25 protein-coding genes are annotated in these 23,862 nt (G+C 43.8%); 10 read left to right on the top strand and 15 right to left on the bottom strand.

What is annotated here, in order from left to right; genetic code table 11:
• Positions 1 to 70: 70 nt before the first annotated feature.
• Positions 71 to 1,693 (top strand): pyridoxal-dependent aspartate 1-decarboxylase PanP, encoded by a 1,623-nt coding sequence (gene panP, locus AV939_RS17990; protein ID WP_061997983.1) that lies wholly within the window; start codon positions 71 to 73, stop codon positions 1,691 to 1,693.
• A gap of 165 nt (positions 1,694 to 1,858) precedes the next feature.
• Here the strand turns inward: panP and panC are convergent, their stop codons facing one another.
• The 7 genes from panC to sfsA form a co-directional block, all read right to left on the bottom strand.
• A complete protein-coding gene (panC, locus tag AV939_RS17985) occupies positions 1,859 to 2,707 on the bottom strand; it encodes a pantoate--beta-alanine ligase (protein ID WP_061997981.1) in 849 nt (282 codons plus the stop codon).
• Positions 2,708 to 2,719: 12 nt separating this feature from the next.
• Positions 2,720 to 3,514, bottom strand: coding sequence for a 3-methyl-2-oxobutanoate hydroxymethyltransferase (gene panB / locus AV939_RS17980; protein ID WP_061997979.1), 795 nt, complete (start codon positions 3,512 to 3,514; stop codon positions 2,720 to 2,722).
• Between the two features lie 50 nt (positions 3,515 to 3,564).
• Entirely contained in the window at positions 3,565 to 4,062 is a 498-nt protein-coding gene (gene folK / locus AV939_RS17975) for a 2-amino-4-hydroxy-6-hydroxymethyldihydropteridine diphosphokinase (RefSeq protein WP_057795714.1), read from the bottom strand.
• Complete coding sequence (gene pcnB / locus AV939_RS17970) at positions 4,055 to 5,371, bottom strand: polynucleotide adenylyltransferase PcnB (RefSeq protein WP_057795717.1); 1,317 nt, start codon at positions 5,369 to 5,371, stop codon at positions 4,055 to 4,057. Before pcnB ends, folK begins: the two co-directional genes overlap by 8 nt.
• A 98-nt stretch (positions 5,372 to 5,469) precedes the next feature.
• Positions 5,470 to 6,561 carry a glutamate--tRNA ligase family protein gene (locus AV939_RS17965; protein WP_057795719.1) on the bottom strand — a complete coding sequence of 364 codons (1,092 nt, stop codon included), beginning with the start codon at positions 6,559 to 6,561 and terminating at the stop codon, positions 5,470 to 5,472.
• 68 nt (positions 6,562 to 6,629) lie between these two features.
• Positions 6,630 to 7,079, bottom strand: coding sequence for an RNA polymerase-binding protein DksA (gene dksA / locus AV939_RS17960; RefSeq protein WP_013786299.1), 450 nt, complete (start codon positions 7,077 to 7,079; stop codon positions 6,630 to 6,632).
• Positions 7,080 to 7,296: 217 nt separating this feature from the next.
• Positions 7,297 to 7,998 carry a DNA/RNA nuclease SfsA gene (sfsA, locus tag AV939_RS17955; protein WP_057795721.1) on the bottom strand — a complete coding sequence of 234 codons (702 nt, stop codon included), beginning with the start codon at positions 7,996 to 7,998 and terminating at the stop codon, positions 7,297 to 7,299.
• Between the two features lie 102 nt (positions 7,999 to 8,100).
• On the opposite strand from sfsA, the gene pepB reads away from it, so the two are divergent.
• Positions 8,101 to 9,402, top strand: a complete 1,302-nt coding sequence (pepB, locus tag AV939_RS17950; protein ID WP_057795723.1) for an aminopeptidase PepB — start codon at positions 8,101 to 8,103, stop codon at positions 9,400 to 9,402.
• 80 nt (positions 9,403 to 9,482) lie between these two features.
• Here the strand turns inward: pepB and AV939_RS17945 are convergent, their stop codons facing one another.
• Complete coding sequence (locus tag AV939_RS17945) at positions 9,483 to 9,665, bottom strand: MerR family transcriptional regulator (RefSeq protein WP_013786295.1); 183 nt, start codon at positions 9,663 to 9,665, stop codon at positions 9,483 to 9,485.
• A gap of 321 nt (positions 9,666 to 9,986) precedes the next feature.
• On the opposite strand from AV939_RS17945, the gene AV939_RS17940 reads away from it, so the two are divergent.
• On the top strand, positions 9,987 to 10,589 hold the full coding sequence (locus tag AV939_RS17940; protein WP_057795725.1) for a YhgN family NAAT transporter: 603 nt from the start codon (positions 9,987 to 9,989) through the stop codon (positions 10,587 to 10,589).
• Positions 10,589 to 11,170 (top strand): YjaG family protein, encoded by a 582-nt coding sequence (locus AV939_RS17935; RefSeq protein ID WP_057795727.1) that lies wholly within the window; start codon positions 10,589 to 10,591, stop codon positions 11,168 to 11,170. The genes AV939_RS17940 and AV939_RS17935 overlap by 1 nt, the downstream gene beginning before the upstream one ends.
• A 48-nt stretch (positions 11,171 to 11,218) precedes the next feature.
• Here AV939_RS17935 and rsmD read toward each other — a convergent pair whose 3' ends face one another.
• The gene (gene rsmD / locus AV939_RS17930; protein ID WP_082605023.1) at positions 11,219 to 11,878 is read right to left on the bottom strand and encodes a 16S rRNA (guanine(966)-N(2))-methyltransferase RsmD; all 660 of its coding nucleotides are present in this window, start codon (positions 11,876 to 11,878) and stop codon (positions 11,219 to 11,221) included.
• Between the two features lie 66 nt (positions 11,879 to 11,944).
• Between rsmD and ftsY the strand changes: the two genes are divergently transcribed.
• From ftsY to ftsX, 3 genes are read left to right on the top strand one after another with little or no spacing between them, the layout of a single operon-like run.
• Entirely contained in the window at positions 11,945 to 13,519 is a 1,575-nt protein-coding gene (ftsY, locus tag AV939_RS17925; protein WP_061997977.1) for a signal recognition particle-docking protein FtsY, read from the top strand.
• Between the two features lie 46 nt (positions 13,520 to 13,565).
• Complete coding sequence (ftsE, locus tag AV939_RS17920; protein ID WP_013786290.1) at positions 13,566 to 14,255, top strand: cell division ATP-binding protein FtsE; 690 nt, start codon at positions 13,566 to 13,568, stop codon at positions 14,253 to 14,255.
• The gene (gene ftsX, locus AV939_RS17915) at positions 14,252 to 15,232 is read left to right on the top strand and encodes a permease-like cell division protein FtsX (RefSeq protein ID WP_013786289.1); all 981 of its coding nucleotides are present in this window, start codon (positions 14,252 to 14,254) and stop codon (positions 15,230 to 15,232) included. The genes ftsE and ftsX overlap by 4 nt, the downstream gene beginning before the upstream one ends.
• A 30-nt stretch (positions 15,233 to 15,262) precedes the next feature.
• On the opposite strand, the gene AV939_RS17910 is transcribed toward ftsX, so the two are convergent.
• Entirely contained in the window at positions 15,263 to 16,504 is a 1,242-nt protein-coding gene (locus tag AV939_RS17910; protein ID WP_057795733.1) for an EAL and HDOD domain-containing protein, read from the bottom strand.
• A gap of 139 nt (positions 16,505 to 16,643) precedes the next feature.
• A complete protein-coding gene (locus AV939_RS17905) occupies positions 16,644 to 17,873 on the bottom strand; it encodes an EAL and HDOD domain-containing protein (protein ID WP_057795735.1) in 1,230 nt (409 codons plus the stop codon).
• A 594-nt stretch (positions 17,874 to 18,467) separates the two neighbouring features.
• On the opposite strand from AV939_RS17905, the gene rpoH reads away from it, so the two are divergent.
• Positions 18,468 to 19,322 (top strand): RNA polymerase sigma factor RpoH, encoded by an 855-nt coding sequence (gene rpoH, locus AV939_RS17900; RefSeq protein ID WP_013786286.1) that lies wholly within the window; start codon positions 18,468 to 18,470, stop codon positions 19,320 to 19,322.
• Between the two features lie 119 nt (positions 19,323 to 19,441).
• Here the strand turns inward: rpoH and AV939_RS17895 are convergent, their stop codons facing one another.
• The 3 genes from AV939_RS17895 to pip form a co-directional block, all read right to left on the bottom strand.
• Entirely contained in the window at positions 19,442 to 20,350 is a 909-nt protein-coding gene (locus tag AV939_RS17895; RefSeq protein ID WP_057795737.1) for a bifunctional GNAT family N-acetyltransferase/hotdog fold thioesterase, read from the bottom strand.
• Between the two features lie 83 nt (positions 20,351 to 20,433).
• Positions 20,434 to 20,871 carry a D-aminoacyl-tRNA deacylase gene (gene dtd / locus AV939_RS17890; protein ID WP_057795739.1) on the bottom strand — a complete coding sequence of 146 codons (438 nt, stop codon included), beginning with the start codon at positions 20,869 to 20,871 and terminating at the stop codon, positions 20,434 to 20,436.
• On the bottom strand, positions 20,871 to 21,845 hold the full coding sequence (gene pip, locus AV939_RS17885; RefSeq protein ID WP_057795741.1) for a prolyl aminopeptidase: 975 nt from the start codon (positions 21,843 to 21,845) through the stop codon (positions 20,871 to 20,873). The genes dtd and pip overlap by 1 nt, the downstream gene beginning before the upstream one ends.
• Positions 21,846 to 21,943: 98 nt before the next feature.
• On the opposite strand from pip, the gene AV939_RS17880 reads away from it, so the two are divergent.
• Both AV939_RS17880 and AV939_RS17875 read left to right on the top strand, forming a co-directional pair.
• Complete coding sequence (locus AV939_RS17880; protein ID WP_013786282.1) at positions 21,944 to 22,186, top strand: hypothetical protein; 243 nt, start codon at positions 21,944 to 21,946, stop codon at positions 22,184 to 22,186.
• A complete protein-coding gene (locus AV939_RS17875) occupies positions 22,183 to 22,821 on the top strand; it encodes a DUF2959 domain-containing protein (RefSeq protein ID WP_013786281.1) in 639 nt (212 codons plus the stop codon). Before AV939_RS17880 ends, AV939_RS17875 begins: the two co-directional genes overlap by 4 nt.
• Before the next feature lie 109 nt (positions 22,822 to 22,930).
• On the opposite strand, the gene AV939_RS17870 is transcribed toward AV939_RS17875, so the two are convergent.
• Positions 22,931 to 23,815 (bottom strand): virulence factor BrkB family protein, encoded by an 885-nt coding sequence (locus AV939_RS17870; protein WP_057795743.1) that lies wholly within the window; start codon positions 23,813 to 23,815, stop codon positions 22,931 to 22,933.
• Between the last annotated feature and the right edge of the window lie 47 nt (positions 23,816 to 23,862).

The raw sequence follows: 23,862 nt of genomic DNA, 5'->3' as shown, positions 1-23,862 counted from the left end.
TTTCAGCGTAGGCAACGAAGTTGGGTTGTGTTTTCTTGAAAAAGAGTCATTTTAAAGTGAGGTCGGTTGAGTGGGTGAAGCGCAAGTTAGTCTAGAGCACTTGTTTAGGGTCTTTACCAAGCCTGAACACAAAGACTCAAAGATGGCTCAAATTGAACAGCATTTATCTGACAATATCTTAGATTTTTTGTCGCAGCACGTTGTTACCAAAAAAACCTCGCTAGAAGAAATTGAGAAAGACTTCTCTGATTCTAAAGTACCTGAATCACCAGAGTTTGTGTCAACCCATGCTGAAAGCTTGCTAGATAAACTAGTTGCCCATTCGGTAAATACCTATTCGCCTACGTTTATCGGTCATATGACCTCTGCACTACCCTATTTTCATTTGCCTCTGTCTAAATTGATGGTGGGGCTTAATCAGAACCTGGTGAAAATTGAAACCTCTAAGGCCTTCACGCCTCTTGAGCGTCAAGTGCTAGGCATGATGCATAACCTTGTGTATGACGAATCGAAAGACTTCTACGATAGTCACTTACACAGTGCAAAGCGTTCTTTAGGTGCCTTCTGTTCCGGTGGTACTATTGCCAATATTACCGCCTTGTGGGTAGCGAGAAATAAAATTTTGGGCCCGCAAGAGGGGTTTGCTGGTGTAGCAAAAGCAGGGCTGGCTGCGGCTTATCGCTTCTACGATATCAATCATCTTGGTGTGATGTGTAGCAAACGTGGGCATTACTCCTTATCAAAAGCGGTTGATGCCTTAGGCTTAGGCCGCGATCAATTATTATCATTACCTGCTCCGAATCAAACCCTTGACCCTGAAAAAGCGCTGGCCGCTGGTAAACGCTATCAGGAAGAAGGCAACAAATTACTGGCTATTGTTGGCGTTGGTGGTACTACTGAAACTGGGCATGTCGATCCGCTTCATGAATTGGCTGACGTAGCTAAAGAGCTAGGTTGCTGGTTCCATGTGGATGCTGCATGGGGCGGGGCAACTTTGTTCTCATCGCAATATAAACATCGCTTAAAAGGTATTGAGCGTGCCGACTCGGTCACAATTGATGCCCATAAACAAATGTATGTGCCAATGGGCGCAGGTATGGCGTTATTTAAAAACCCTGAAGATGCCAATGCAGTGCGCCATCACGCACAATACATATTACGTGCGGGCTCTAAAGATTTAGGGGCGACTACCCTTGAAGGCTCGCGTAACGGTATGGCCATGATGGTGTATTCTGCCATGCATATATTTGGGCGTAGGGGCTATGAGCTGTTAATCGACAGAAGCATCGAAAAAGCGGGCACTTTTGCCGATATGATTGCAAATCACCCAGACTTTGAACTGACCACTTCGCCTACACTATCATTGCTGACTTACCGCGTTTGCCCAGCTGGCCTGCAAGAAAAGCTTAAACATGCAGATGAAGCCACTAAAGATAAGATTAACGAGAAGCTTGATAGGCTGACTGTAATTGTACAGAAGCAGCAACGGGAGGCTGGGAAGTCTTTTGTCTCTCGTACACGCTTAGAGGCGCCAGAATACCCTACCAACTGTATTACTGTGTTTAGGGTAGTGTTAGCGAATCCTCTTACTAGCACCCAAGACTTGCGTAACATTCTTGATGAGCAGCATAAAATAGCTACCGGAACTAAGCTGTACAAAGAGTTGGTAAAGGTGGTTGGTGAATATGACTGAGTCAATACCATTGGCGTAAATTATACTTGCGATGATGATATCGTCAGAAAATGAAAAACAGAAGATAGAAATCTTTATTTTGAACGCTTTACATTAAGAGCCCCCGCATGAATGCGAGGGCTTTTTTATTGGGTATGCGTTAGAGCTTGTTAGCTATAGCTGACGCTACAATTGTATTTGGAGGTTATCGATAAGACGGGTATTACCCAGAAAAGCGGCCACCAAAATAACCAAGTGCTTATCGGTTTGTTTCGCAGGTTTTAGACTTTCGGCATTAACTATATGCACATAGTCATTATTGAAGCCTGAATCGGTTAGGATATCTGCAAGGTCCGCCGCTAACGCTACATAATTTCGTTCACCCGCCTCTATGCGTGCTTTTAGTGATGTCATTTCGCTATAAATAGTCGCGGCAGTATGACGTTGCTCATCAGTCAAGTAACCGTTACGAGAGCTCAAAGCTAAGCCAGAAACATCACGTTCTGTAGGAATACCATGAATGGTCACGCCCATAGAAAGGTCGCGCACCATGGTGCGAATAACCTGTAATTGCTGAAAGTCTTTTTCACCGAAAAAAGCATCGTGAGGGTGAACCATGTTAAACAGTTTACTCACTACCGTCGCTACACCGCGAAAATGCCCTGGACGACTTGCACCACATAGAATATCCGAAATGTCGGGTACTTCTACTACCGTTTGGTGCTCAACACCGCCGGGATACATATCGCTAACGCTGGGTAAAAATACGGCATCAACACCTGCTTCAATGAGCTTGGCTTTATCTTCTTTGATCGTGCGCGGATATGCATCTAAATCTTCGTTGACACCAAATTGCATAGGGTTAACAAAAATACTTACCACTACACGGGAATTGTTCGCCTTGGCGCGTTTAACGAGTTTTAAGTGCCCATTGTGCAGGTTTCCCATTGTAGGAACAAACCCAACGGTGCTGCCACTGAATTTCCATTCAGTAGTTAGTTTTCGTAATGACGCAATGTCGTCAACAACCTTCATATTTAAACCTCGTTACTCAAAGCTGTGCTCGGGGGACGGGAATGCACCACTTTGTACTTCTGCAATATACTGCTGAACTGCCTTGCGCATATCGCCCGTCTCGGCAAGGTAGTTTTTAGAAAACTTCGGCATGTAGTTGGCGCTAATACCAAACATGTCATGCATCACCAATATCTGCCCATCAGTATCATTTCCGGCACCAATACCAATTACCGGTATGGTTAGCGCTTCGCTGACGGCCTTACCTAGTGAGGACGGTACGCACTCTAGCACTAGTAGTTGAATACCTGCCGCTTCAAGTGCTTTAGCTTCTGCTAGCAATTTTTCTGCTTTGTCTGCTTCACGGCCCTGTATTTTAAATCCACCAAAAACGTGAACCGACTGTGGCGTGAGCCCTAAATGACCACATACAGGCACGCCGCGCAAATTCAAACCCTGAATGGTTTCGCATAACCAGCTTCCACCTTCCATTTTAATCATGCTTGCACCAGCAGCCATTAGCTTGCCTGCGTTCGCATAAGTTTGTTCTGGGGTGGCGTAGGACATAAACGGCATATCAGCTAATACGAAGGCTCGTTCGGTGCCTCGTCTTACGCTACGAGTGTGATATTCGATATCTTCAATGGTAACCGGTAAGGTGTCGCTTTCTCCCTGAAGTACCATGCCTAGCGAATCGCCAATCAGCAGTGCATCAATACCTTGCTCATCAAACATTTTTGCAAAGCTGGCATCGTAAGCTGTTAGTGAGGTAATTTTTTCGCCAGCTTGCTTCTTTTTAAGCAAGCCAGAAACGGTAATTTTCTTCATAGCAACCTTCCAGGGAAAGAATAATGGGGCGAACTATACGGATTTTGAAGCTAAATGGAAGCGCGCAGGCGTTTAAGACCATCAAGCGAGCACTTAGCAACCCAGTGTGAAATAGGTTTTCCGTCGGGCATAACCATAGATTGGGCTATTTCAAACAGAGGAACTAACACAAATTCCCGTTCAGACATGCCAATATGTGGCACGGTAAGTTCAGGCGTAGAAATAGTTTGGCTACCGTAAAGTAATATGTCCAAATCGAGAGTTCTTGCGCCCCAGCGTTGCCCTTTACGTTCTCGGCCAAAGTCGTGCTCAGTACGCTGTAACTCACCGAGTAGTTTATGCGGCTCTAAGGTCGTTTCAATCAGGGATACCGCGTTAATGTAATCCGGTTGGTCTTGCGGACCCATAGGCTTACTAGAATACAACGATGAGCACGTAAGCACCCGAGTTCCTTCAAGCAAACCCAGCGCAATAAAGGCGTCTTCAACGTGTTGAACGGGGTCGCCAAGGTTGCTGCCAATACCAATATAAACGTGCTCTTTATGCATCGGTATTTCTCGATGCTGGGCGGCGTTTACGCTTCCTTGGTTTGGGGCCATCACCCTCTTGGCGACGTAAGTCGTTTAACATTTTCTTTTGCTTGCCAGGTTCGCCGTGCTGAAAATGCGTCCACCACTGGGCAAGTTCCAATAGGGCTCCGCCCTCAACTTGCCCGCGAACGAGTAGAAAATCATAACCGGCACGAAATTTAGGATGAGTTAACAGCTGAAAGGCACGACGGCCAAAACGCTTAGGAAGGCGTTGCTGTAAAATCCAAATGTCGCGAATAACCGTGGAAAAGCGCTTGGGGATCATAATGCGTTGAGTCTGTTTCGCAATCACTTCAGTTGACGCAAGGTTGAATGCATCATGCGCGCTTAACCCAGACTCTGCCTGCATTATTTGTGCGCGCTCTTCTAGCGGATACCAGAGCAATGCAGCATATAAGAATGCAGGTGTAACCCGTTGATCATTATTAATTCTTTCATCGGTATTTTGCAGCACTTTTCGTACAAACTGCATTTCACGACTATTTTCGTCTTCGATAAACGGTGCAAGTTGTGGAAATAACGGTGCAATCAAGCCGTACTCACGAAGCATCATAAAGGTTTTCTCACCTTGACCAGATAAGAACAGCTTTAAGGTTTCTTCGAACAATCGAGCGGCCGGGATATTGTTTAGCAAGCTCGCTAGCTGCTTGATAGGAGCGGCGGTGTCATTGCTTATACGCATTGAAAGCTTGGTTGCGAAACGCACAGCACGAAGCATGCGAACAGGATCTTCACGATAACGAACTTCTGGGTCGCCAATTAAACGTACTTCACGTTTTTCAATCGCTTCTAGACCATTTGCAAAATCTTTTACGGTGAAGTCTGCCACACTGTAGTACATGGCATTGAATGTGAAATCTCGGCGTTCGGCATCTTCTTCAATGCTACCAAAAACATTATCTCTAACCAGTTGCCCGTGGGCATCTCGCTTTGACACTGCTTTGTTCTTCGGTACTTCTTTCGCTTCAGGCTCTTCGGTGTGATGGCCACGGAAGGTTGCTACTTCTATCACTTCACGACCAAAAACAACGTGGGCTAGTCTGAAACGACGGCCAATCAAACGGCAGTTTCTAAACAGCCCTTTAATTTGTTCCGGTGTGGCATTGGTGGCCACATCAAAGTCCTTGGGCTCATGCCCCATCAAAATATCGCGAACACAACCTCCGACCAAATAAGACTCGAAGCCTGCTCCGTTAAGGCGATACATGACCTTCAACGCATTAGGGCTCACGTCTTCGCGAGAGATGCCGTGCTCCCCACGAGTCATAACACGAGGCTCTAGTACATTGTCAGCGGTATGTTCCTTAGTAAAGGCTCGCTTAACAGAATTGAAAACACGATGAATGATGGTGAAGTCTCCGAAGGTTATAAAGGATGGCTATAATAAGTGGATTCGTGCTTGCCCACAATAATTTCGGCTATTTTAGGTACTAATTTCCTATCCCAGCGCGATATTGCCATAGTAAGCAGTTGTGTGGCGTCTTCAAATTCGTTAGCGTGGTAGTCACCTTGGCCTAAAAAAGACAGGCCATTAACGATATTTTCCAGCACATTTTTGTTGTTAATAGGCGCTGCATGGTTTTGTTTACTCAGCTTTCGCCCTGGTGACACTGCAGCAACTGGAATATGCCCATATTTTGGCACATAGCAGCCCAATGAACGATAAATAGCGCGTTGAAGCGGGGTGATATTTAAGAGGTCGCTGCCTCGAATAATGTCTGTTACACCCTGATATTCATCGTCTAACGCTACAACAAAATTGTAGGCGAAAAGGCCATCGCTGCGCTTAATCACTACATCTTCTGGTGCTGTGCTTAACGGTGTTACTCTGCTTGCGCTTATTGAGTCATCGTTGCTATTACTATTGTTACTGCGTTTGACTGTGTGGCGTTCCGCTTCGACTAAACCAGATGATGTTGAATGGGCTACAGAATTCACTACTGATAGTGCCCCTGTTTTATCAACACCGCCCATAATACCGTCATCGAAGGCATCTAATTGGCAATCAAGTTTTAATCGTATTGCTAAGCTACGGGTATCAGATGCTGATTCGGTTTCTGACTGAGCGGTTAGGCCTAGGTCTCGACAATAGTGGTTGTCGTGCCCGCCGTTTGCTTTTATTTGCTTGCGAGTACAGGCACAAAAATAGGCTGATTTGTCTGCTAGTAGGCTATCAAGTTTTGCCTGATACCGTGTATGCTGCTGTTGTTGATATAAAACGCTACCATCCCAGTGAAGGCCATGGCATTCAAGGGTAAGCAAAATGTCGCTGTCGACACCAGGTAAACATCGCGGTGCGTCAATGTCTTCCATTCGAACTAACCATTGCCCATTGTGATGGCGTGCATCTAGGTAGCTAGCGAGCGCGGTAACTAAAGAGCCGAAATGAAGTTGCCCGGACGGCGAAGGCGCGAAGCGGCCGACATATTGAGGTGAGGAGTCGATTTTAGATGGCATTAATAGAAATACTGTTACACACCTCTATAGTAAATACTATGAGGCGTGTAACTTACTACGAAGGTTTATTAACCTTGTAGTTGCTTTTCTTTGATTTCTGCCATGGTCTTACAGTCGATACACAGATCGGCCGTAGGACGAGCCTCTAAGCGACGAATACCGATTTCAATGCCACATTGGTCACAAAAACCAAAGTCATCTTCTTCAATACGCTTAAGAGTCTTCTCAATCTTCTTGATCAATTTACGTTCGCGGTCGCGAGTACGTAATTCAAGGCTGAACTCTTCTTCTTGCGCAGCGCGGTCTACCGGGTCTGGAAAGTTTGCTGCTTCGTCTTTCATGTGCGTAACGGTGCGGTCAACTTCTTCACGAAGTTGGTTGCGCCATGCTTTAAGCAGTAAACGGAAGTGCTCCATTTGCGGCTCGCCCATGTACTCTTCGTCAGCGGTAGCCTGGTACGGCTGCAATCCTGCTAGTGCTAATAGCCCTAGGGATTTTGTTTCTTTTCCTGTTGGCATCTGCCACATCTCCTACACTACGACATCCATCTTGTCCTGAATGAATCGATTAACTAAATCAAAGTCGTTCATTACAAGCAATTGCTCGTGTCTATGTAATTATTATGCTGAGGATATTGATTATAAGTCAGCACTGCTACTAGTTTACGTATTTCACGTACTTCCAGTAAAACAAGGCGCAAATATGAAGGCGAAATGAAAAAAATCAACCTATTTTTCACACGTTTACTGGTAGTGTTTGATTTATAACTATTTTTTGTTCATCAATTGAACAGCTTGCTGCGAGGAACTTGACTCCTGATGTGACCGCGGTGTGTACGGCGTCGGCGTAAACAGGATCAATATCTCGCGCTACTTGTACAGAATGCACGCCCGTATGCTGAACACAAAATAATAAGCAGGTACTTATACCTTGTTGAGAGAGTTCTGCAAGTTCTAAACAATGTTTTGCACCTCTAGCGGTTACTGCATCAGGAAAGAATCCTTGGTTTCCCCGCGCCAGTGTGACAGATTTCACCTCAATATACTCAAGGGTGTCACCTTGACCGCAGGCAAAGTCGAAACGACTATTACCGCCAGGCGGTGTTACTTCAGCTTTCCAATGATTAATATCAGAAAATGCAGACAAGACCTTGTTATTTAGTGCCTCTGCCACCAATTTATTAGCATTGTGAGTGTTAATGCCAATGAAATCGCCGTCAAAGGTTTGGGCAAGCTCCCAGGTATATTTTAACTTTCGCTTAGGATTGTCAGATTCGCTCAAATAGACGGTGTAGCCAGGTTCGGCGCACCCTGTCATCGCCCCCGTATTAGGGCAATGCGCAGTGACTATTGAGCCGTCTTCAAGTTTTACGTCGGCAAGAAACCGTTTATAGCGTTTAATTAAGGTGCCACGTAGTAGTGATGGCGAAAAAAACATAACAATTGGCCTATAACGACATAAATTTACATGCATTGCGTTGCTAGAACTAAACATCTACCCCAGCAATGAAACGCAAAAATATATAAGGATTAAAACGTAATGGCAGAATTTACCGTAAGCTTATCCTCAGATAAAGCCAATAGTGCGTGGGGAGAAAATACCAAGCTCTCTTTTAGTGAAAATGGCGCAGTAATCCACTTGCCAATTGGCGATAATAGCGACAGTGGCGCGCTTGAGCGCACAATTCAACAAGTCGCGCGAAAACTTGATGGATTAAACATTCCCGAAGTGGCCTTAACGGGCAAGTGGACCAAAGAACAACAATGGGCTTTCGCGTTAAGTTTTACCCGAGCTCGCAACCCTTCAACTATCAAGTGGGCCGATAACGACGATAAACAGTGGCTAGAGCAGAACTACGCAGCTTTACTATTTACCCGTCAGTTAGTGAACGACACACCAGAAGATTTAAGCCCTGAAACCTTAGCGCAGCGTGCAGCAGTTTGGTTGTCTGAATTAGGTAAAGAGCATGTGTCTTATACCATGACAGTGGGTGAAGAATTAAAAGACGCGGGTTGGACAGGTATTTACAACGTGGGCAGAGGCAGTGAACGCCCCCCTGTGATGTTAGAGCTTGATTACAACCCGACAGGTGATCCTGATGCGCCCGTTGAAGCGGTTCTAGTAGGGAAAGGAATAACTTTCGACAGTGGTGGTTACAGCATTAAATCAAGTGAAGGTATGCTTGATATGAAATGTGATATGGGCGGAGCAGCTACCGTAACCGGCGCACTAGGCCTTGCCATTAGCCAAGGTATTAGTAAGCGTTTAAAGCTCATTTTATGCTGTGCAGAAAACTTAATTAGTGGCCATGCTTATAAATTGGGTGATGTACTTACTTATAAAAACGGCGTGACCGTTGAAGTCGTCAATACCGATGCGGAAGGTCGCTTAGTATTGGCTGATGGCCTAATGGCGGCAACAGAAACTGGCGCTCCACTCATTATCGATGCGGCCACTTTGACGGGGGCAGCAGTGGTAGCGCTAGGTTCTGACTATCACGCCGTATTTTCAATGGATGACAATGCTCGTTCACAAATGCTTGCGGCAGCAAGCGCTGAAAATGAGCGTTTTTGGCCATTGCCTATTGAACCTTTTCATGCAGAACGTTGCCCGTCTGCCTTTGCAGATACCGCTAACAGCCGACCTATGAAAGGCGGTGGTGGTGGCGGTGCATCTAATGCGGCAGGCTTCTTATCACGCTTTGTAAACCCTGAAGGAAAAGGATGGGTGCACTTAGATTTAGCGGCGGCTTATCATGGCGGCGCAACGGCAGAAATGCCAGTAGGTGCAACAGCCAAGGGAATTCGAAGCATTGCAAGAATGCTTCAAGACTTTAAATAAGTCATAAACGGATGTCGCCACTCTAAGGTGGCGACATCACTTAATTCAGTCTATCTTTACAGATAAATGTTTGCGGGTAATTAAATACCGCCTAAGCGCTCAGCAAGCACTTTGTAACGCTCTACATCTGCGCTATCAAACAAGGCATTGCCGTCAGTGTCTTTTTCTTTTGCCACCAAGAGGCTTTCTCTTTCCAAGCGTTCTACTCTAACTTCCTGAACACCCAAATAGGCCGCTACTTCTTTTACAGTCATCAAACTCATTCTGCTGGTTCCCAACGTTATTTTGTTTTTAAATTTACTATCGTTGTAAGCGCAGCTACCGCTGCAATACCTCGGTGCGCTCAATTATTGAAGTACATATTATTAATAAAATGACTCAATACAGAAATATGAGAATAGCTTAATTTTACAGCTTTGCACTAGATGTATTTTTGTCCGTAACGGTTTCAAAGCGTTATAGTTAATATTTAAGCCTAAAATTGACAAATTACGAATGCTTTTTTGTACAATGCAGAAAATGGTATTATAAAAAATATTCTTGCTGTCAGTTATAACTAGCAAGCTATTGGAGAATAAGAAAAAATGGATACTTGGTCAGCAGCCGTCATGTTATTCTTGATCATGGATCCTCTTGGCAATTTGCCTGTGTTCATGTCGGTTTTAAAGTCGATAGAACCTCGAAGACGGCAAATGATTCTCATCAGAGAATTACTGTTTGCATTAGGAATTTTGTTTTTATTCCTATTTAGCGGTCAGTCGGTGTTAAATTTCCTCAATGTTGAACAAGAAACAGTCAGCATTGCTGGGGGTATTATCTTATTTTTGATTGCGCTTAAAATGATTTTTCCGTCAGCAGGTAACCCTAGTGGGCTCGCTGTTGGCGAAGAGCCATTCTTGGTGCCGCTGGCTATACCAATGATTGCGGGGCCCTCAACATTAGCGGCGCTCATTCTTCTGGCAAACCAAAACCCAGATCGTATGTCTGACTGGGCACTTGCGCTTGGCGCCTCATGGTTAATAAGTGCAGTAATTTTGATGTTTTCAAATGTGTTTCATAAGCTATTAGGCGAACGTGGTCTTATTGCAATGGAACGACTAATGGGGATGATCCTCGTCATGATAGCCATTCAAATGCTTCTTGATGGTGCTACTCAATACTTTATGCATGCCACCGGAGCTGATTAATGGCAAAGCAAAAACTTAATACATTTGGGCGTGTGCGCGCGCTCGAAGGATTCAGAGCGGTTGCCTTTAGTGCAGCTTTGCTTGAGCGAATGATTCCTAACTACGAGCTATTCTGTGATGTCACCGAATTTGGTGATAAAGAAGGTATTCGTAACTGTCTCAATCTTGTATGGGAGTCGGTAAAAGCACCTAAAAGTAAGTTCAATCTTGCAGTACAGCTTGAAAAAGTGGAAGTGGCGACGCCCGATACTAGCGATTTTGATACCTATGGTGTGTATCCCGCGATTGATGCCGCAATTGGGTTGGCCGCTGTGCTTAATCTTATTGCCGGCGACGACCCACAAGGTGCGGTAGTTGTTAGTAAGCTTTCTCAAGGTAGCGTAGAAGCTTACTTGTTAGAAAGCGGCGAAGCCGATGATGAAACCGTAAAAGAGCACCCACTTATGGTGTTTGAAGTAGAAGTGCAAGAAGCATTGCTTGACTGTGTTGAAGCTGGAAAGTCACCTGCTAGCACGGCTGATGCGCTAAAAGCGATTGCGTTAGAAGAAGGTATTTCGAATATCGGTCTCGATTTGGCTTAATGTTCTCGTAGTAAGGGCTTAACGCGTTTATCGTGAGACAATGCAGTTTTACCACACAGCCTTTATCAAATAATAGCAAAGCGCCGATGTGCGCTTTTCTTTTATAATTTGCCAGTGGTCCGGCAGGGAAATAGGCGCAAGGTTCGCTTCGTGCTCTACGTATAACACACCGTCGTTTGACAATAAGTTATTAGTGGCAATAGCCGATAACGTTGGTGCTACCAACCCTTTGTGAAAAGGCGGATCGACAAACATTATATCGAAGCTTTTACCTGAAAAGGTAGGGAGTATTGCTAAGGCATCGCCCTGATGGACGCTAGCAGTTTGTGCATTATTAGCCGTCAATAACGCCAAATTCTTTTTTAACTGTGCACTTGCCGATTTATCTAATTCAATAAAATCACAAGAAAGGGCATAGCGTGACAGCGCTTCTAATCCCAAGCCCCCCGAGCCTGCAAATACATCTAAGCACTTTGCTTCATTCAAATAAGGCATAAGCCAATTGAATAAGGTTTCTTTATTTCGGTCGGTGGTGGGGCGTAAACCTTCTGCGTCGAGAACCGGTAGCTTTCTTCCCCGCCATTGACCGCTGATAATGCGAATATGTCCGCCTTTCGCTTTTGCGTGGGTAGAATAGGATTTTTTTGCAGTTGAAGATGCCCTGAGTGGGCGAGAAACTCGCTTCATAGTCGCTGACAATGGTATCATGGGGTTATTCAATATTCGGCAAGTGTAGCCGAAATTGCCCAGTATTTATAAGGATTTGTCTTAACAATGTCGAAACTTTTTGGCTGGTTCGGTAAGAACAAAAAAGCAAATAAGCAAAAAGCACAGGAAAACCAAGATCAAAAGTCAGTTGATCAAAGCGCAGTTTTACCTGATGAATCACAAACTTCAGACGCCGAGCAGCCACCTAGCACTGCCGCGCCAGTGGTCAAAGACACTGCCGGTAGTGACCTATCGGAAGATGCCAATAGCGCTTCAATAGACCCTGCCCAGAGCGATTTAGCTGAAAGCGCAGCACCAGTAGCAAATGAGCCGGTGCCAGTACCTGTCGAGAAAGAAGACGCTGCGCCAGTGGGCGTGGTACCTGACAAGTTAGATGCAGTTGAAATAGCCGATGAAGCAAATTCGCCAGCGTCAGTAACTGATGGTGAAAATGCCGAGAAATCGCTTGAAACGCCATTTCAAGAATTTGAATCAAAGCAAGAAAGTGAAGCGCCTGCTGTTGAATTTCCAATTCAAACAGCTAGCGTTTTAGAAGCAGAAGCAGAAGCAGAAGCAGAAGCAGAAGCAGAAGCAGAAGCAGAAGCAGAAGCAGAAGCAGAAGCAGCCGACATTGCTAACGAGCCCGTTGTGGAAACTGCACCTGTAGTTGAGGCAGCACCAGCTCCAAAAGAGAAAAAATCACTATTCTCGCGCCTTAAAGAAAGCTTGTCTCGCACTAAAGCAAACTTAGGTAGCGGCCTAGTTAGCCTTTTCAAAGGCAAGGCAATTGATGATGAATTATACGAAGATTTAGAAACCCAATTATTGGTTGCTGATGTGGGAATGGATACCACGCAAAAAATCATTACCCACTTAACGGATAGTGCAAGCCGTAAAGATCTTAAAGACGCAGAAGCCTTGCTTGATATCCTGAAACAGCAAATGGCGGGCATGCTCTCGAAGGTTAACGAACCGCTGAGCGATGCCATTAACGCCCACAATAGCGATGAAGGCCCCTTCGTTATTCTCATGGTTGGTGTAAATGGGGTAGGCAAAACTACCACCATCGGTAAATTAGCTAAGCAGTTCCAGCAGCAGGGCAAAAAAGTAATGCTGGCAGCGGGTGATACCTTTAGGGCTGCTGCTGTAGAGCAATTGCAGGTATGGGGTGAGCGAAACAGTATTCCAGTTATTGCACAGCATACGGGCGCAGATAGTGCGTCAGTACTTTACGATGCGCTAGAAGCTGCAAAATCCCGCAAAACAGATATTCTTATCGCCGATACCGCAGGTCGCTTGCAGAACAAAGACAACTTGATGGAAGAGCTTAAGAAAGTGGTTCGCGTAATGAAAAAGCTGAACCCTAATGCCCCTCACGAAGTCATGCTTACCCTTGATGCGGGTACAGGGCAAAATGCTATTAGCCAAGCGAAGTTATTCAATCAAGCGGTTGGCTTAACTGGTATTACCCTTACCAAACTAGACGGTACCGCAAAAGGTGGTGTTATCTTCTCAATTGCGGATAAATTTGGTATACCTATCAGATATATAGGGGTTGGTGAAGGTATTGATGACTTACGCCAGTTCGACGGTCAAGAATTTATTGATGCGCTATTTAGTGAAATTGATAGCGGCGAGTAGACAGCATTAATAGCTAATTACGGGAATAGGGTAGTAGGGAACATGCATGATAAAGTTTGAGCAAGTAAGCAAAACCTACCCCGGTGGACAACGGGCGTTGAGTAAAGTCGATTTTCACATCGCCCCTGGAGAAATGGCTTTTCTTACCGGCCACTCTGGCGCAGGGAAAAGCACGCTGCTTAAACTTATCAGTATTATGGAACGCCCTACAGTAGGTCGTGTACTGATAAACGGTCATGACCTCAATGCTATTAGCCGAAGAGATATTGCCTACATTCGTCGCGATATAGGCATGATTTTCCAGAGCCATCAATTGTTGATGGACAAGTCGGTTTTCGACAATGTGGCGCTTCCACTTGTGATAGAAGGGTACACCCACAAGGAAATTGGTAAGCGTGTCGATGCCGCACTAGAAATGGTAGGGTTACGAGATAAAAGCCGCAACTTACCCATTATGTTATCAGGCGGCGAACAACAACGGGTTGGTATAGCACGCGCTGTTGTTAACAAGCCTCCCTTACTTCTTGCCGACGAGCCTACCGGAAACCTTGACCCGAAACTTTCTATGGAAATTATTCGCTTGTTTGAAGATTTCAACCAAGCCGGTGTATCTGTGTTCATCGCTACCCATGATTTAGGGCTAATTGCCCGAATGAAATATCGCACACTCACTTTAAAAGACGGCCAAATGATTACCGACGGGCTAACTGATGACTTAAATGGGAACTGGCAATGAGTATTCTATTTAAAGGTAGAAGCCAAGGCGCGTCGTCTAGGAAAATAGGGTTTGTACAATCTATTGTGATGTTCTTCGTAAGCCATATAAGGCAAGCCCTTTCAAGCTTAGGCGAATTATGGCGTCAGCCCGCGGCTTCACTGATGACTATTGGTGTGTTGGGCTTAAGTATTACCCTTCCTAGCACGCTTTATATTATGGTTAAAAATACCGAGAAAATTACCGCCGGGTGGGAACAAGCCTCAGAGATTTCTTTATTTTTGAAACCTGATATATCAGCCGCCAGTTCACAGCAATTGGTTGCCAGGTTAAATACTTGGGAAGAAATTGATTCTGTGGTGTTTATACCTGCAGATGATGCGTTAAAAGAGTTTCAGCATTTATCAGGGTTAGGCGATGCTATTGCGTATTTGCAAAGTAACCCGCTACCCGATGTTGTCTTAGTGACTCCCATTGATAAGCATGCCACACCGAATGCGGCTAAAACACTGCTCGATAAGCTAAAGCAGCAGCGTGAGGTTGATATAGGTAAGTTAGATATAGAATGGTTGGAGCGCTTGTATGCGGTTATTGATATTGCCAGCGACCTTGTCACCTTTATTGGCATTTTATTGTTCTTCGCTGTGGTGCTGATTATAGGTAACACTATTCGACTGAACATTCTTAATAAGCATGATGAAATAGTAGTGATGAAGCTAGTAGGGGCAACCGATGCCTTTATTCATCGTCCATTTCTATATACCGGTTTTTGGTACGGCTTACTAGGTGGGCTTATGGCTTGGTTTGCCGTTATAATAATTCTATGGTGGATGGATAGCAGTATTCAAACCTTTGCTGCTATGTATCAAAAAGACTTTAATATTACGGGCCTAACGGGAACGGCGTTATTAACGATGTTGGGGCTATCTATTACATTAGGGTTGCTTGGGTCGCTTATTTCAGTACAGCGTCATGTACGACAAATAGAACCCAAATAAGCGTTATCTTACTGTTTAGCTTTGATAGGCTTAGCTTTGAACAGGGGCGCGAGGGAAGTGCGTAGAAATAGCGCTTCTCACACCGTTACCCCACACAATGGCTTGATTGTAAAGGATATGAAGTTGCTTTTGATCGATATCCAGTACTTTTGCTTGTTTAATCACATTCATCCACAGCGCTCCTTCAAAAGCGCGTACTAGGCCCATGTAGCTATTGAATTCTGCTGTCTTTCCTAAGATGGCGTCATTTATTTCTTCTGATAGCGGGAGTTGTTTAAGCACATCATCTATAGACTGGTCTAATAACGCATCCAACAATGAAAATAACCCCACTAAAAAGCCGATAGGCGGGTTCGCTTTTAAGCCTCGTTTTGCCGCTAGCAAATCGAAAAACTTGGCCCTAACCAAAGACATATGAATAATCTCTAATGGCTTATCATCACCTAAATTAGTTAGGCTGAGCAGCGCGATAAACTTCTTTACCTCTACTTCACCCATATAATTTAGGGCATGCTTGAGTGACGTTATCTTATGGCGCTTATTAATCAGTGGGTTATTGATAAATTTAAGTAGCAGATAGCTTAGCGCGGCGTCGCGTTCAACAATTTGGCTAACTCTATCAATATCAAAACTATCGTTTGAACACTCGCCAATAAGGTCGACAATATTCATTTTTGACGCAGGTAATTGGCGCAATATGCGTGCTTCTGGCTGGGCAAAGAAATAGCCTTGGAAGAAATCAAACCCAAGATCCATGCTGGTCGCAAATTGGTCTTGCGTATCTACTTGTTCAGCTATGAGTTTAACGTTGGCATCTAGGAATCTTGGAATATTTTTCTCTATGTTTTCGAAACGAATTTGCGAGAGATCTACTTTTACGATATCAACAAGGGGTAGAATTTCATGCTTAGCACTAAGCATCATAGGGTCGTCAATAGCAATACGAAAGCCAAGGCGCTTTATGTGCTGACAAGCTTCTAACAAGCCCGTTTGAGCAAAAGGGTTGTCAGCCAATTCAACCACAACCGATTCTGGGTTCAGTGTGGTAGGGAAGCGAGAAATAATGGTTTCAGAGGAAAAGTTAATAAAAGAGGTCTTTTCACCGCTAATGTCATCTAGCCCTAATGGATGAAAGTGTTCAGAAATATATTGCGCTTTTTCAGGAGAGTGCTCGGGGTACGCGCCAGCCTTGCCATCTCGAAACAAAAGTTCGTAAGCAAATACATCCTTTGTTTTATCCAAAATCGGTTGGCGAGCGATAAATGCGAACATACAAGTTCCCTACTGGCACGTTGAACAATTATCAACGAATATTACTGTAATTTGCACCACCATAACATGCATTTACGAAAATCGCGTTAATTTGCGCATTACATTATGCAACTCATATTAGTAAACGTACATTCCTGAATTACTTTTTCTCTACCTGCGCTGAAACATGTACGTGGTGAGCCCATTTCATCGCTTCATTATAGTATCCATGAAGCAGAGTTTGCTGAATTTTGTATTTACCAGAAAACTTCTTAATACCTGCCCAGTTCGCCCTTTCAAAATACTTCGCCAAGGTAAGACAGTCTTTCAACACGCCAGGCTCACCACAAAGCGCGTCTTTTACATTATCGCTAATAGGTACCTTACTAACCAATTCGTCGATGTGTTGTTCCATCATGGCATCAAGCATAGATAAAAGACCGGTTAAAAAGCCGGTAAGTGGATTTTCGCTTTCTTTAAAAGAGATAAACACAAGCTCACAAAATTTTGCCCGTACAAGGGCCATCTGCATCAATTCTTGAGGCTGACCGTCATTTAAGTTAGCCAATGCAAGTAACGCGATAAACTTCTTAACTTCAACTTCGCCCATAAAGTTAAGCGCATGTTTGAGGGATGTAATTTTATTTCGCTTATTAATAAGTGGATTATTGATGAAGCGTAATAGCAAATAGGTGAGGGAAGGATCGCGCTCAATAATTCGATTTACTTCATCAAAATTTAGCTTGGGTTGGCTACTTAACGTGAGTAGTTCCATCATGGTAAGCGCGCTAGGGCCTAATTTGCGATGACGTACAATTTCTGGTTTAGCTAGGAAGTAACCTTGAAAATAGTCGAAACCCATTTCCTTGAACTTGTGAAATTCTTCGTAGGTTTCGATTTTTTCGGCCACAAGTTCGATGTTGTGCGATTTGAAGCGTTTAACTAATGAGGGAATAGTTTCGTGAGCAATTTCAGTAATGTCTATTTTAACAATACTGGTAAAAGGAACGAAAGCGTCCCACTTATCTTCCATATCATAGTCATCAAGTGCAATGGGGTAACCTAACCCTCGTATGTGCTTGCATGCGGCAATAAGCGCGTCATCTACCTCAACGGTTTCAACAATCTCAATAACCACTTTACTTGCGTCTAATGAGGTAGGAAATCGGTACATCAAGGTATCGCGATGGAAATTAATGAATGCTTTTTTATCACCTGTTATTTCTTCAATACCTAAGCTTAAATGCGTAGACGTTAAAATTTTTGAGGTCGCCTCATCGGGCGGAATATCTGGAAAGCAATTGTCTTCCCCTATTCGGAAAAGTAATTCGTAAGCGTAAACGTTCCTATTTACGTCGAATATGGGTTGTCTTGCTACGTATGCGAACATCGAGTGCCTCTTTGCTCTCGCCGCGTAAAAACGCGATTGAAGTCGGTAAAAAAATGAAAGTTTTTATTATTATTTTGTTATTTATTATAGTGCCGAGCGCTTTTAAGGCATAAATTTTATATCTCATTGTAAGTAAAAAAGCGATGCTAGCAATCGAAAAATTGTAATAGTCTGCGTATTCAAGAGCGGGTAAAATAGTTTTGTTGATATATAACAAAAATACGACCGAATTTAAGTTTGATATAACTTTTTGAAAGATGAATGGCATGTTTTATATACATTTTGAATGTATAATGGGCATATACCGTGAATATCTGCTTCGATAAGCTGTTTCCTCTGGGTTAGCACTTATTTTTCTTTGAAGCTTCCGGTGATATTTATTGAGCGTTGTAGCGTAATGATAAATTCGTTTTGCAATGTTTGAGAAATTTGGAAAGAGATAGACACTAATTGAACTGTTTTTTGCAATTGTGGTCTTGATCTTTAGAAGATGGGTACTACATACCAATAACTGGTTTAGTTTCTCATCGCAATTAAGTCTCGCGCGGCTGATGTTACTTTGCTAATATCAAGTTGCAAAGAATGAGGTGAATAATGAGCAATAAATTGCAATCCCTAGCACTATCAGTTCCTCACAGCGGTAGCATTGAAGGCTACGTACAAGCTGTGAGTCGTATTGATATGCTAACTGCAGAAGAAGAGCGCGCATTAGCGGTGCGTCTTCGTGAAGATGAAGATTTAGAAGCAGCACGCAAGCTGGTTATGTCTCATCTACGCTTTGTTGTGCATATTGCAAAATCTTATTCAGGATATGGTTTGCCACAAGCTGACCTTATCCAAGAAGGTAATATTGGTCTAATGAAGGCAGTTAAGCGTTTCGACCCAACAGTGGGCGTTCGTTTGGTTTCTTTTGCTGTACATTGGATCAAAGCTGAAATTCATGAGTTCGTACTCAAGAACTGGCGAATTGTTAAAGTTGCTACCACAAAAGCGCAACGTAAATTGTTCTTCAACTTACGCAAAGCGAAAAAACGTCTTGGTTGGTTTACCCACGAAGAAGTGCAAACGGTAGCCAGCGAGCTGGGTGTGAGTACGAAAGAAGTGCTTCAAATGGAAGCGCGAATGAGCAGCCAAGATCAAGCATTCGATCTTTCTGCTGACGAGGACGAAACGGGCAACTTTGCACCGGTTCAATTTCTTGAAGATAAATCAACTGATGTTGAGATGGACGTTATTAACAACGATTGGGATACTAATGCGAGCAAGCGTTTGTACTCAGCCATTAAGACGCTAGATGACAGAAGCCAAGATATTATCGAGACTCGTTGGTTGGCCGACAGCAAAATTACACTTCAAGATCTTGCTGATAAGTACGAAGTATCTGCTGAACGTGTTCGTCAAATTGAAAAGAACGCGATGAAAAAGCTTCAAGCTGCCATGGTTGCGTAAGCAAGCGCCGCCCAAGCGTCTAAGCTAAACAAATATAATTGAAAAAAGCGCCCACTGGCGCTTTTTTTGTATGTGTCATTTACGAAAGTAAAAAACAGCGAATAATATACCTTTGCTCGTTAGGCCTCGGTTTGCTCTGGAAGCACCCAAAACACCCCTTCAAACTCTGCCACGGCATTATCGCCATCCAAGATATCTACGTTCAAAGCAAATCGTGCTTTCTCACCTTTTTCTAAAGGCTTAAATTTGCCCGATAAGGTTTCTATATTACAGATTGCACGAGGCTTCATAGTAATGGGCTTATGATAGTGAATATCGCCGTCGCCCAATACAATATCGCCTGTTAGCCCGCGCTCTTTTAGTTGTAAGTAAATCATTCCCCAACCAGTTAATGTGGCTAACGAAAAAATACTGCCGGCAAACATAGTGCCATGAACATTAATATTTTTATTAAGTGACGCTCGGGTTTCTAATGTTCTGCCTGTGTATTGGTATAATTTAATACCCATATGTTCTGTAATGGGAATGGTATCAGTCCAGGTTTGCTGTAATGATTTACACCATTTGGGATGCAGCACTAAGGTGTTATTTTCAGTTAGCTTTTTTACCATTTGCTGGCGTCTTAGCATGCCTAATTCGTTAGGCGCTTCACGTTCAACAACGAAGCCGCATGAACTAAAAAAGTCGATAGAAACTTCTCGGCTGTTGGTCACCGCGCGTATAGCACCCAATTCTTTGGCCACGTTCTCTAAAGCGTCCATTATCATCTGCCCAAGCCCTTTGCGCAGATGATCAGGGTGTACGGCAATATGTCGAATTTGTGCTTCTTCAGCGGTATTTAAATGTACTCGTCCACAGGCAACAATTTCGCCTTTACCGTTCACTATGGTGCGGTGCTCTGCCACTTGTTCATATTCATCTTTCTCTGAACCAGGAGGAAAGTTCCATGGCTGGCGAAGGTGAGCCCAGCGAAAATGAAAATAGGCTTCGAATTCAGTATCGCTTTTAGGGGTTACAACCTTATACACAATAGAGAGGCCTCGTATGAAAGAATGAAAATCTATTTAACCTTACGCTTTTCAACTGCACAAGATTAATTCTAGTATGTTCATTATACCTGAAACTGGAATGTGGCGGGTCCGTCATTTACTAAAGCGACTTTCATTTCAGCACCGAATTGCCCAGTTTCCACCACAATGCCCTTTTGTCTAAGGGATTCTATAAATTGCAGATAAATAGCATTGCCATGTTCAGGTGTTGCCCCTCTAGAAAAGCCAGGACGATTACCTTTTTGCGTGTCGGCCACAAGAGTGAATTGGGACACCACTAATACTTTCCCCCCGATTTGCTCAACATTTAGGTTCATTTTTCCATCGTTGTCGGAAAAAATACGGTAGCGGCATAATTTGTTAGCAAGCTTTTCGATTTGTTCTGGGCCATCGTCTTTTTCAACGCCAAGCAGCACTAGCATACCTTGTTCAATTTCACCGATGATTTCATTGTTCACTGACACGCTAGCTTCAGACACTCGTTGAACCAACCCAATCATTACTTTTGCTCCTTTAAAAATCTTGCCATATCTCTGGTTGCGCGGCACAACGCATAAGCAATGCCCGGTTCAGACGTGCTATGGCCAGCATCAGGAATGATTTGAAGTTGGCTTCCCGGCCACGACTTATGTAATGATTCTGCCGCTTCAGTTTTACATATCATGTCATATCGACCATGAATGATAGTGCCAGGAATATCGCTTATTTTATTTATATTATCAAGTATATAGCCCTCATCAATAAAGCATTTGTTAGTTAAGAAATGACATTCAAGAGTGGCTAAGCTGGTGACAAGCGATAAGGGATATTGGCTGGTGGAATCGCCAGTACCAGGAGGTAAAGATACGCGAGAAAGTCGCTCTTCCCACTGATACCAGCGCTTCAATGCCGCATGTCGTTGTATTTCGTTATCGGTTTTCAATATATTGAGATAATGTGCACAAATAGCCGAAGTACTTAGCGGGGCGTTTATTCCTTTAACAAACTGGCGATAATATTCTGGAAAAAGTTGAGCGGCACCACCTTGTGGTGACAAAAACCAGTCTCTGTCTTGCTGGCGCGCTAAAAATACGCCACGAAGAATAAGGCCGCTAACATGATCAGCATACCTAAAGGCATAAAGGAGCGCTAAGGTTGACCCCCATGAGCCTCCAAACACTAACCAACTCGATACGTTGAGCTGTCGCCTGAGCATTTCAATATCTTCTACATTTAGCCATGTATCGTTGTCTTTGATGCTGGCTAATGGCGTTGAACGTCCACATCCTCTTTGCTCGAATCCGATAATACGGTACCGGTTACTGTCGAAGAAACATTTATAATTCGGCGGTAAGCCAGCACCTGGACCACCATGTATAAAAAGTACTGGAATACCCTCAGGGTTGCCGCTCTGCTCGTAATATAGAGAGTGCCCACATCCCACCTCGATAAATCCATTTTGATAGCAGGTAACATCTGGGTAAAGTCGTTTCATTTTATTTCCGCGCGTTGTGCGGGTGCCTGTTTTAGTTTAGTTTATTCTTATGAAATACTACATAATCATATTCTGATAACAATTGCGAGGAAGTTTATATGTCAGGGCAAGGATCTGGCGGCAATGTGATTGCTGCAATCTGTAACTTTTTTATTCCAGGGTTAGGGCATTTAGTACAAGGGCGAATACTTGGCGCACTGTTTTATTTTATTGTGGTTGGAGTGAGCTATGCGCTTGCCGCAACCGTAGTACTAGCAATTGTATTTTGGCCACTTGGCGTTATTTTGCACATTATTTGTATTATTAGCGCGGCCCGCTATCGAGGGAGAGAGATGTTATGAGGCTAATAGCAACCGCTATTATTGCTATGTTGGTATTAACTGGCTGTCAGTCTGCGTATTACGCAGCGTGGGAGAAAGTAGGCGTTGAAAAGCGCGATATTCTTGTAGACCGTGTTGAAAACGCAAAAGAGTCGCAAGAAGACGCACAGGAAGAGTTTAGCTCTGCGCTGGAAGCTTTTAGTGCCGTGGTTGCTTTTGAAGGTGGCGAGCTAGAAGATGTTTATAACAAGCTTAACAGCGAGTATGAAAACAGCCTTTCTGCGGCCAATGATGTAACTGATCGTATCGATAAAGTAGAAAGCGTAGCTGAAGCGTTATTTGATGAATGGGAAGACGAGTTAGAAAAGTATCAAAATGCATCATTAAAACGAGAAAGTACTGCGAAATTGCGTGATACAGAGCGCAGATACAGCGCACTGATTAAAACCATGCGTAAAGCAGAAAGCAGAATGGCACCTGTATTAAGTGCATTTCAAGACAATGTTTTATATTTAAAGCATAACTTGAACGCTAGCGCGATTGGCGCGTTGCAAGGTGAGCTTTCAACTATTCAAAATGATGTTGATCAACTCATTGAGCAAATGAATTCAGCTATAGCTGAATCTGATGCCTTCATTGCTGCCATGTCTAATTAATGAGTGCCTAACTAATAAGTGTGTCGCTTATCAGTCGTTAGCTTGTTTCTACTATTAACAAGCTAATACGATACTAAAAAGGCGTTGTAGTTTCCTACAACGCCTTTTTTTATTCCTCTGGAATTTGCCTTGGCTCGTCTTCGGCTTTTCTATTTTCAAACGCTTGGCCCAGGCTACACGTAAACTCAGCGCCTAATAGCACTAAAATCCATGAGATATAGACCCACAAAAATAAGATAGGTACTACGGCTAGCGCACCGTATATCAACTCATAGGAGGGGAAATTAGTAATATAAAGGGCAAAGCCAGACTTCGTTAATTCGAACGCAACCGTCGCCAATATGGCACCTGAAATAGCGTGACGGGCAAAAACACGTCGGTTAGGTACTATCATGTACAAAATAAAGAAAGCCAGCATGGCAGCAAAGCTAGGTACAAGAGTAAGTAAAAACGTGCCTAACCCAGGGGTATATTCTTCGGCGAAAGCAGCTAGACCTGCTAAATAAGAACTAATTATCACGCTAGAGCCGATAAGCAAGGGCCCTAAGGTAATCACCATCCAGTAAATGGCAAAGGTATACACGATAGGACGATCGCTTTGTGTACGCCAAATACGGTTAAGGGTTTTATCAACGTTGGATATCAGCATTAGCGCCACAACAAGTAGCGATAGAATACCAATAGCGCCCATTTCTGAAGCGTTGCCAACAAAGTCAGACATATACTCATGAACTGTATCGCTAGCGGTAGGTACAAAATTATTAAAGATAAAGTATTCTAATTTACCTCTTACGGAAGCAAACGCAGGAAACGCCGACATGATGGTGAAAGTCACCATGATGAAAGGAACAAGAGAAAGTAGCGTAACGTAGGCTAGGTGGCCTGCGGAAATGGTAATATTGTCTTCACGGCAACGCTTGATGAAGATAGTGAAAAGATCGACAACTTGTGGTGCGAGCTTATGATAGATGGCTTTTACCCGATCCCAATTCACACTTTACTCCTAGTTATTACTCGCCTTGGCCATTCGCCGCTTACCTT

Origin of the sequence: Alteromonas sp. Mac1 (assembly GCF_001562125.1) — a bacterium.
GTDB classification, from domain to species: Bacteria; Pseudomonadota; Gammaproteobacteria; order Enterobacterales; family Alteromonadaceae; genus Alteromonas; species Alteromonas stellipolaris.
The sequence above is the reverse complement of the archived record's forward strand: the minus strand, read 5'-3'. Positions and strand labels throughout refer to the sequence as shown.

Coding starts and splice junctions, on each gene's coding strand:
- pepB (WP_057795723.1), top strand. CDS start 8,101: ATGGCAGAATTTACCGTAAGCTTATCCTCAGATAAAGCCAATAGTGCG.
- sfsA (WP_057795721.1), bottom strand. CDS start 7,998: ATGTTTTTTTCGCCATCACTACTACGTGGCACCTTAATTAAACGCTAT.
- AV939_RS17945 (WP_013786295.1), bottom strand. CDS start 9,665: ATGAGTTTGATGACTGTAAAAGAAGTAGCGGCCTATTTGGGTGTTCAG.
- folK (WP_057795714.1), bottom strand. CDS start 4,062: ATGCATAAAGAGCACGTTTATATTGGTATTGGCAGCAACCTTGGCGAC.
- AV939_RS17875 (WP_013786281.1), top strand. CDS start 22,183: ATGAGGCTAATAGCAACCGCTATTATTGCTATGTTGGTATTAACTGGC.
- panC (WP_061997981.1), bottom strand. CDS start 2,707: ATGAAGGTTGTTGACGACATTGCGTCATTACGAAAACTAACTACTGAA.
- pip (WP_057795741.1), bottom strand. CDS start 21,845: ATGAAACGACTTTACCCAGATGTTACCTGCTATCAAAATGGATTTATC.
- dksA (WP_013786299.1), bottom strand. CDS start 7,079: ATGCCAACAGGAAAAGAAACAAAATCCCTAGGGCTATTAGCACTAGCA.
- AV939_RS17905 (WP_057795735.1), bottom strand. CDS start 17,873: ATGTTCGCATACGTAGCAAGACAACCCATATTCGACGTAAATAGGAAC.
- ftsX (WP_013786289.1), top strand. CDS start 14,252: ATGAGTATTCTATTTAAAGGTAGAAGCCAAGGCGCGTCGTCTAGGAAA.
- pcnB (WP_057795717.1), bottom strand. CDS start 5,371: ATGACTCGTGGGGAGCACGGCATCTCTCGCGAAGACGTGAGCCCTAAT.
- dtd (WP_057795739.1), bottom strand. CDS start 20,871: ATGATTGGGTTGGTTCAACGAGTGTCTGAAGCTAGCGTGTCAGTGAAC.
- rsmD (WP_082605023.1), bottom strand. CDS start 11,878: ATGATACCATTGTCAGCGACTATGAAGCGAGTTTCTCGCCCACTCAGG.
- AV939_RS17880 (WP_013786282.1), top strand. CDS start 21,944: ATGTCAGGGCAAGGATCTGGCGGCAATGTGATTGCTGCAATCTGTAAC.
- ftsE (WP_013786290.1), top strand. CDS start 13,566: ATGATAAAGTTTGAGCAAGTAAGCAAAACCTACCCCGGTGGACAACGG.
- AV939_RS17940 (WP_057795725.1), top strand. CDS start 9,987: ATGGATACTTGGTCAGCAGCCGTCATGTTATTCTTGATCATGGATCCT.
- AV939_RS17910 (WP_057795733.1), bottom strand. CDS start 16,504: ATGTTCGCATTTATCGCTCGCCAACCGATTTTGGATAAAACAAAGGAT.
- AV939_RS17965 (WP_057795719.1), bottom strand. CDS start 6,561: ATGCCATCTAAAATCGACTCCTCACCTCAATATGTCGGCCGCTTCGCG.
- panB (WP_061997979.1), bottom strand. CDS start 3,514: ATGAAGAAAATTACCGTTTCTGGCTTGCTTAAAAAGAAGCAAGCTGGC.
- AV939_RS17935 (WP_057795727.1), top strand. CDS start 10,589: ATGGCAAAGCAAAAACTTAATACATTTGGGCGTGTGCGCGCGCTCGAA.
- rpoH (WP_013786286.1), top strand. CDS start 18,468: ATGAGCAATAAATTGCAATCCCTAGCACTATCAGTTCCTCACAGCGGT.
- ftsY (WP_061997977.1), top strand. CDS start 11,945: ATGTCGAAACTTTTTGGCTGGTTCGGTAAGAACAAAAAAGCAAATAAG.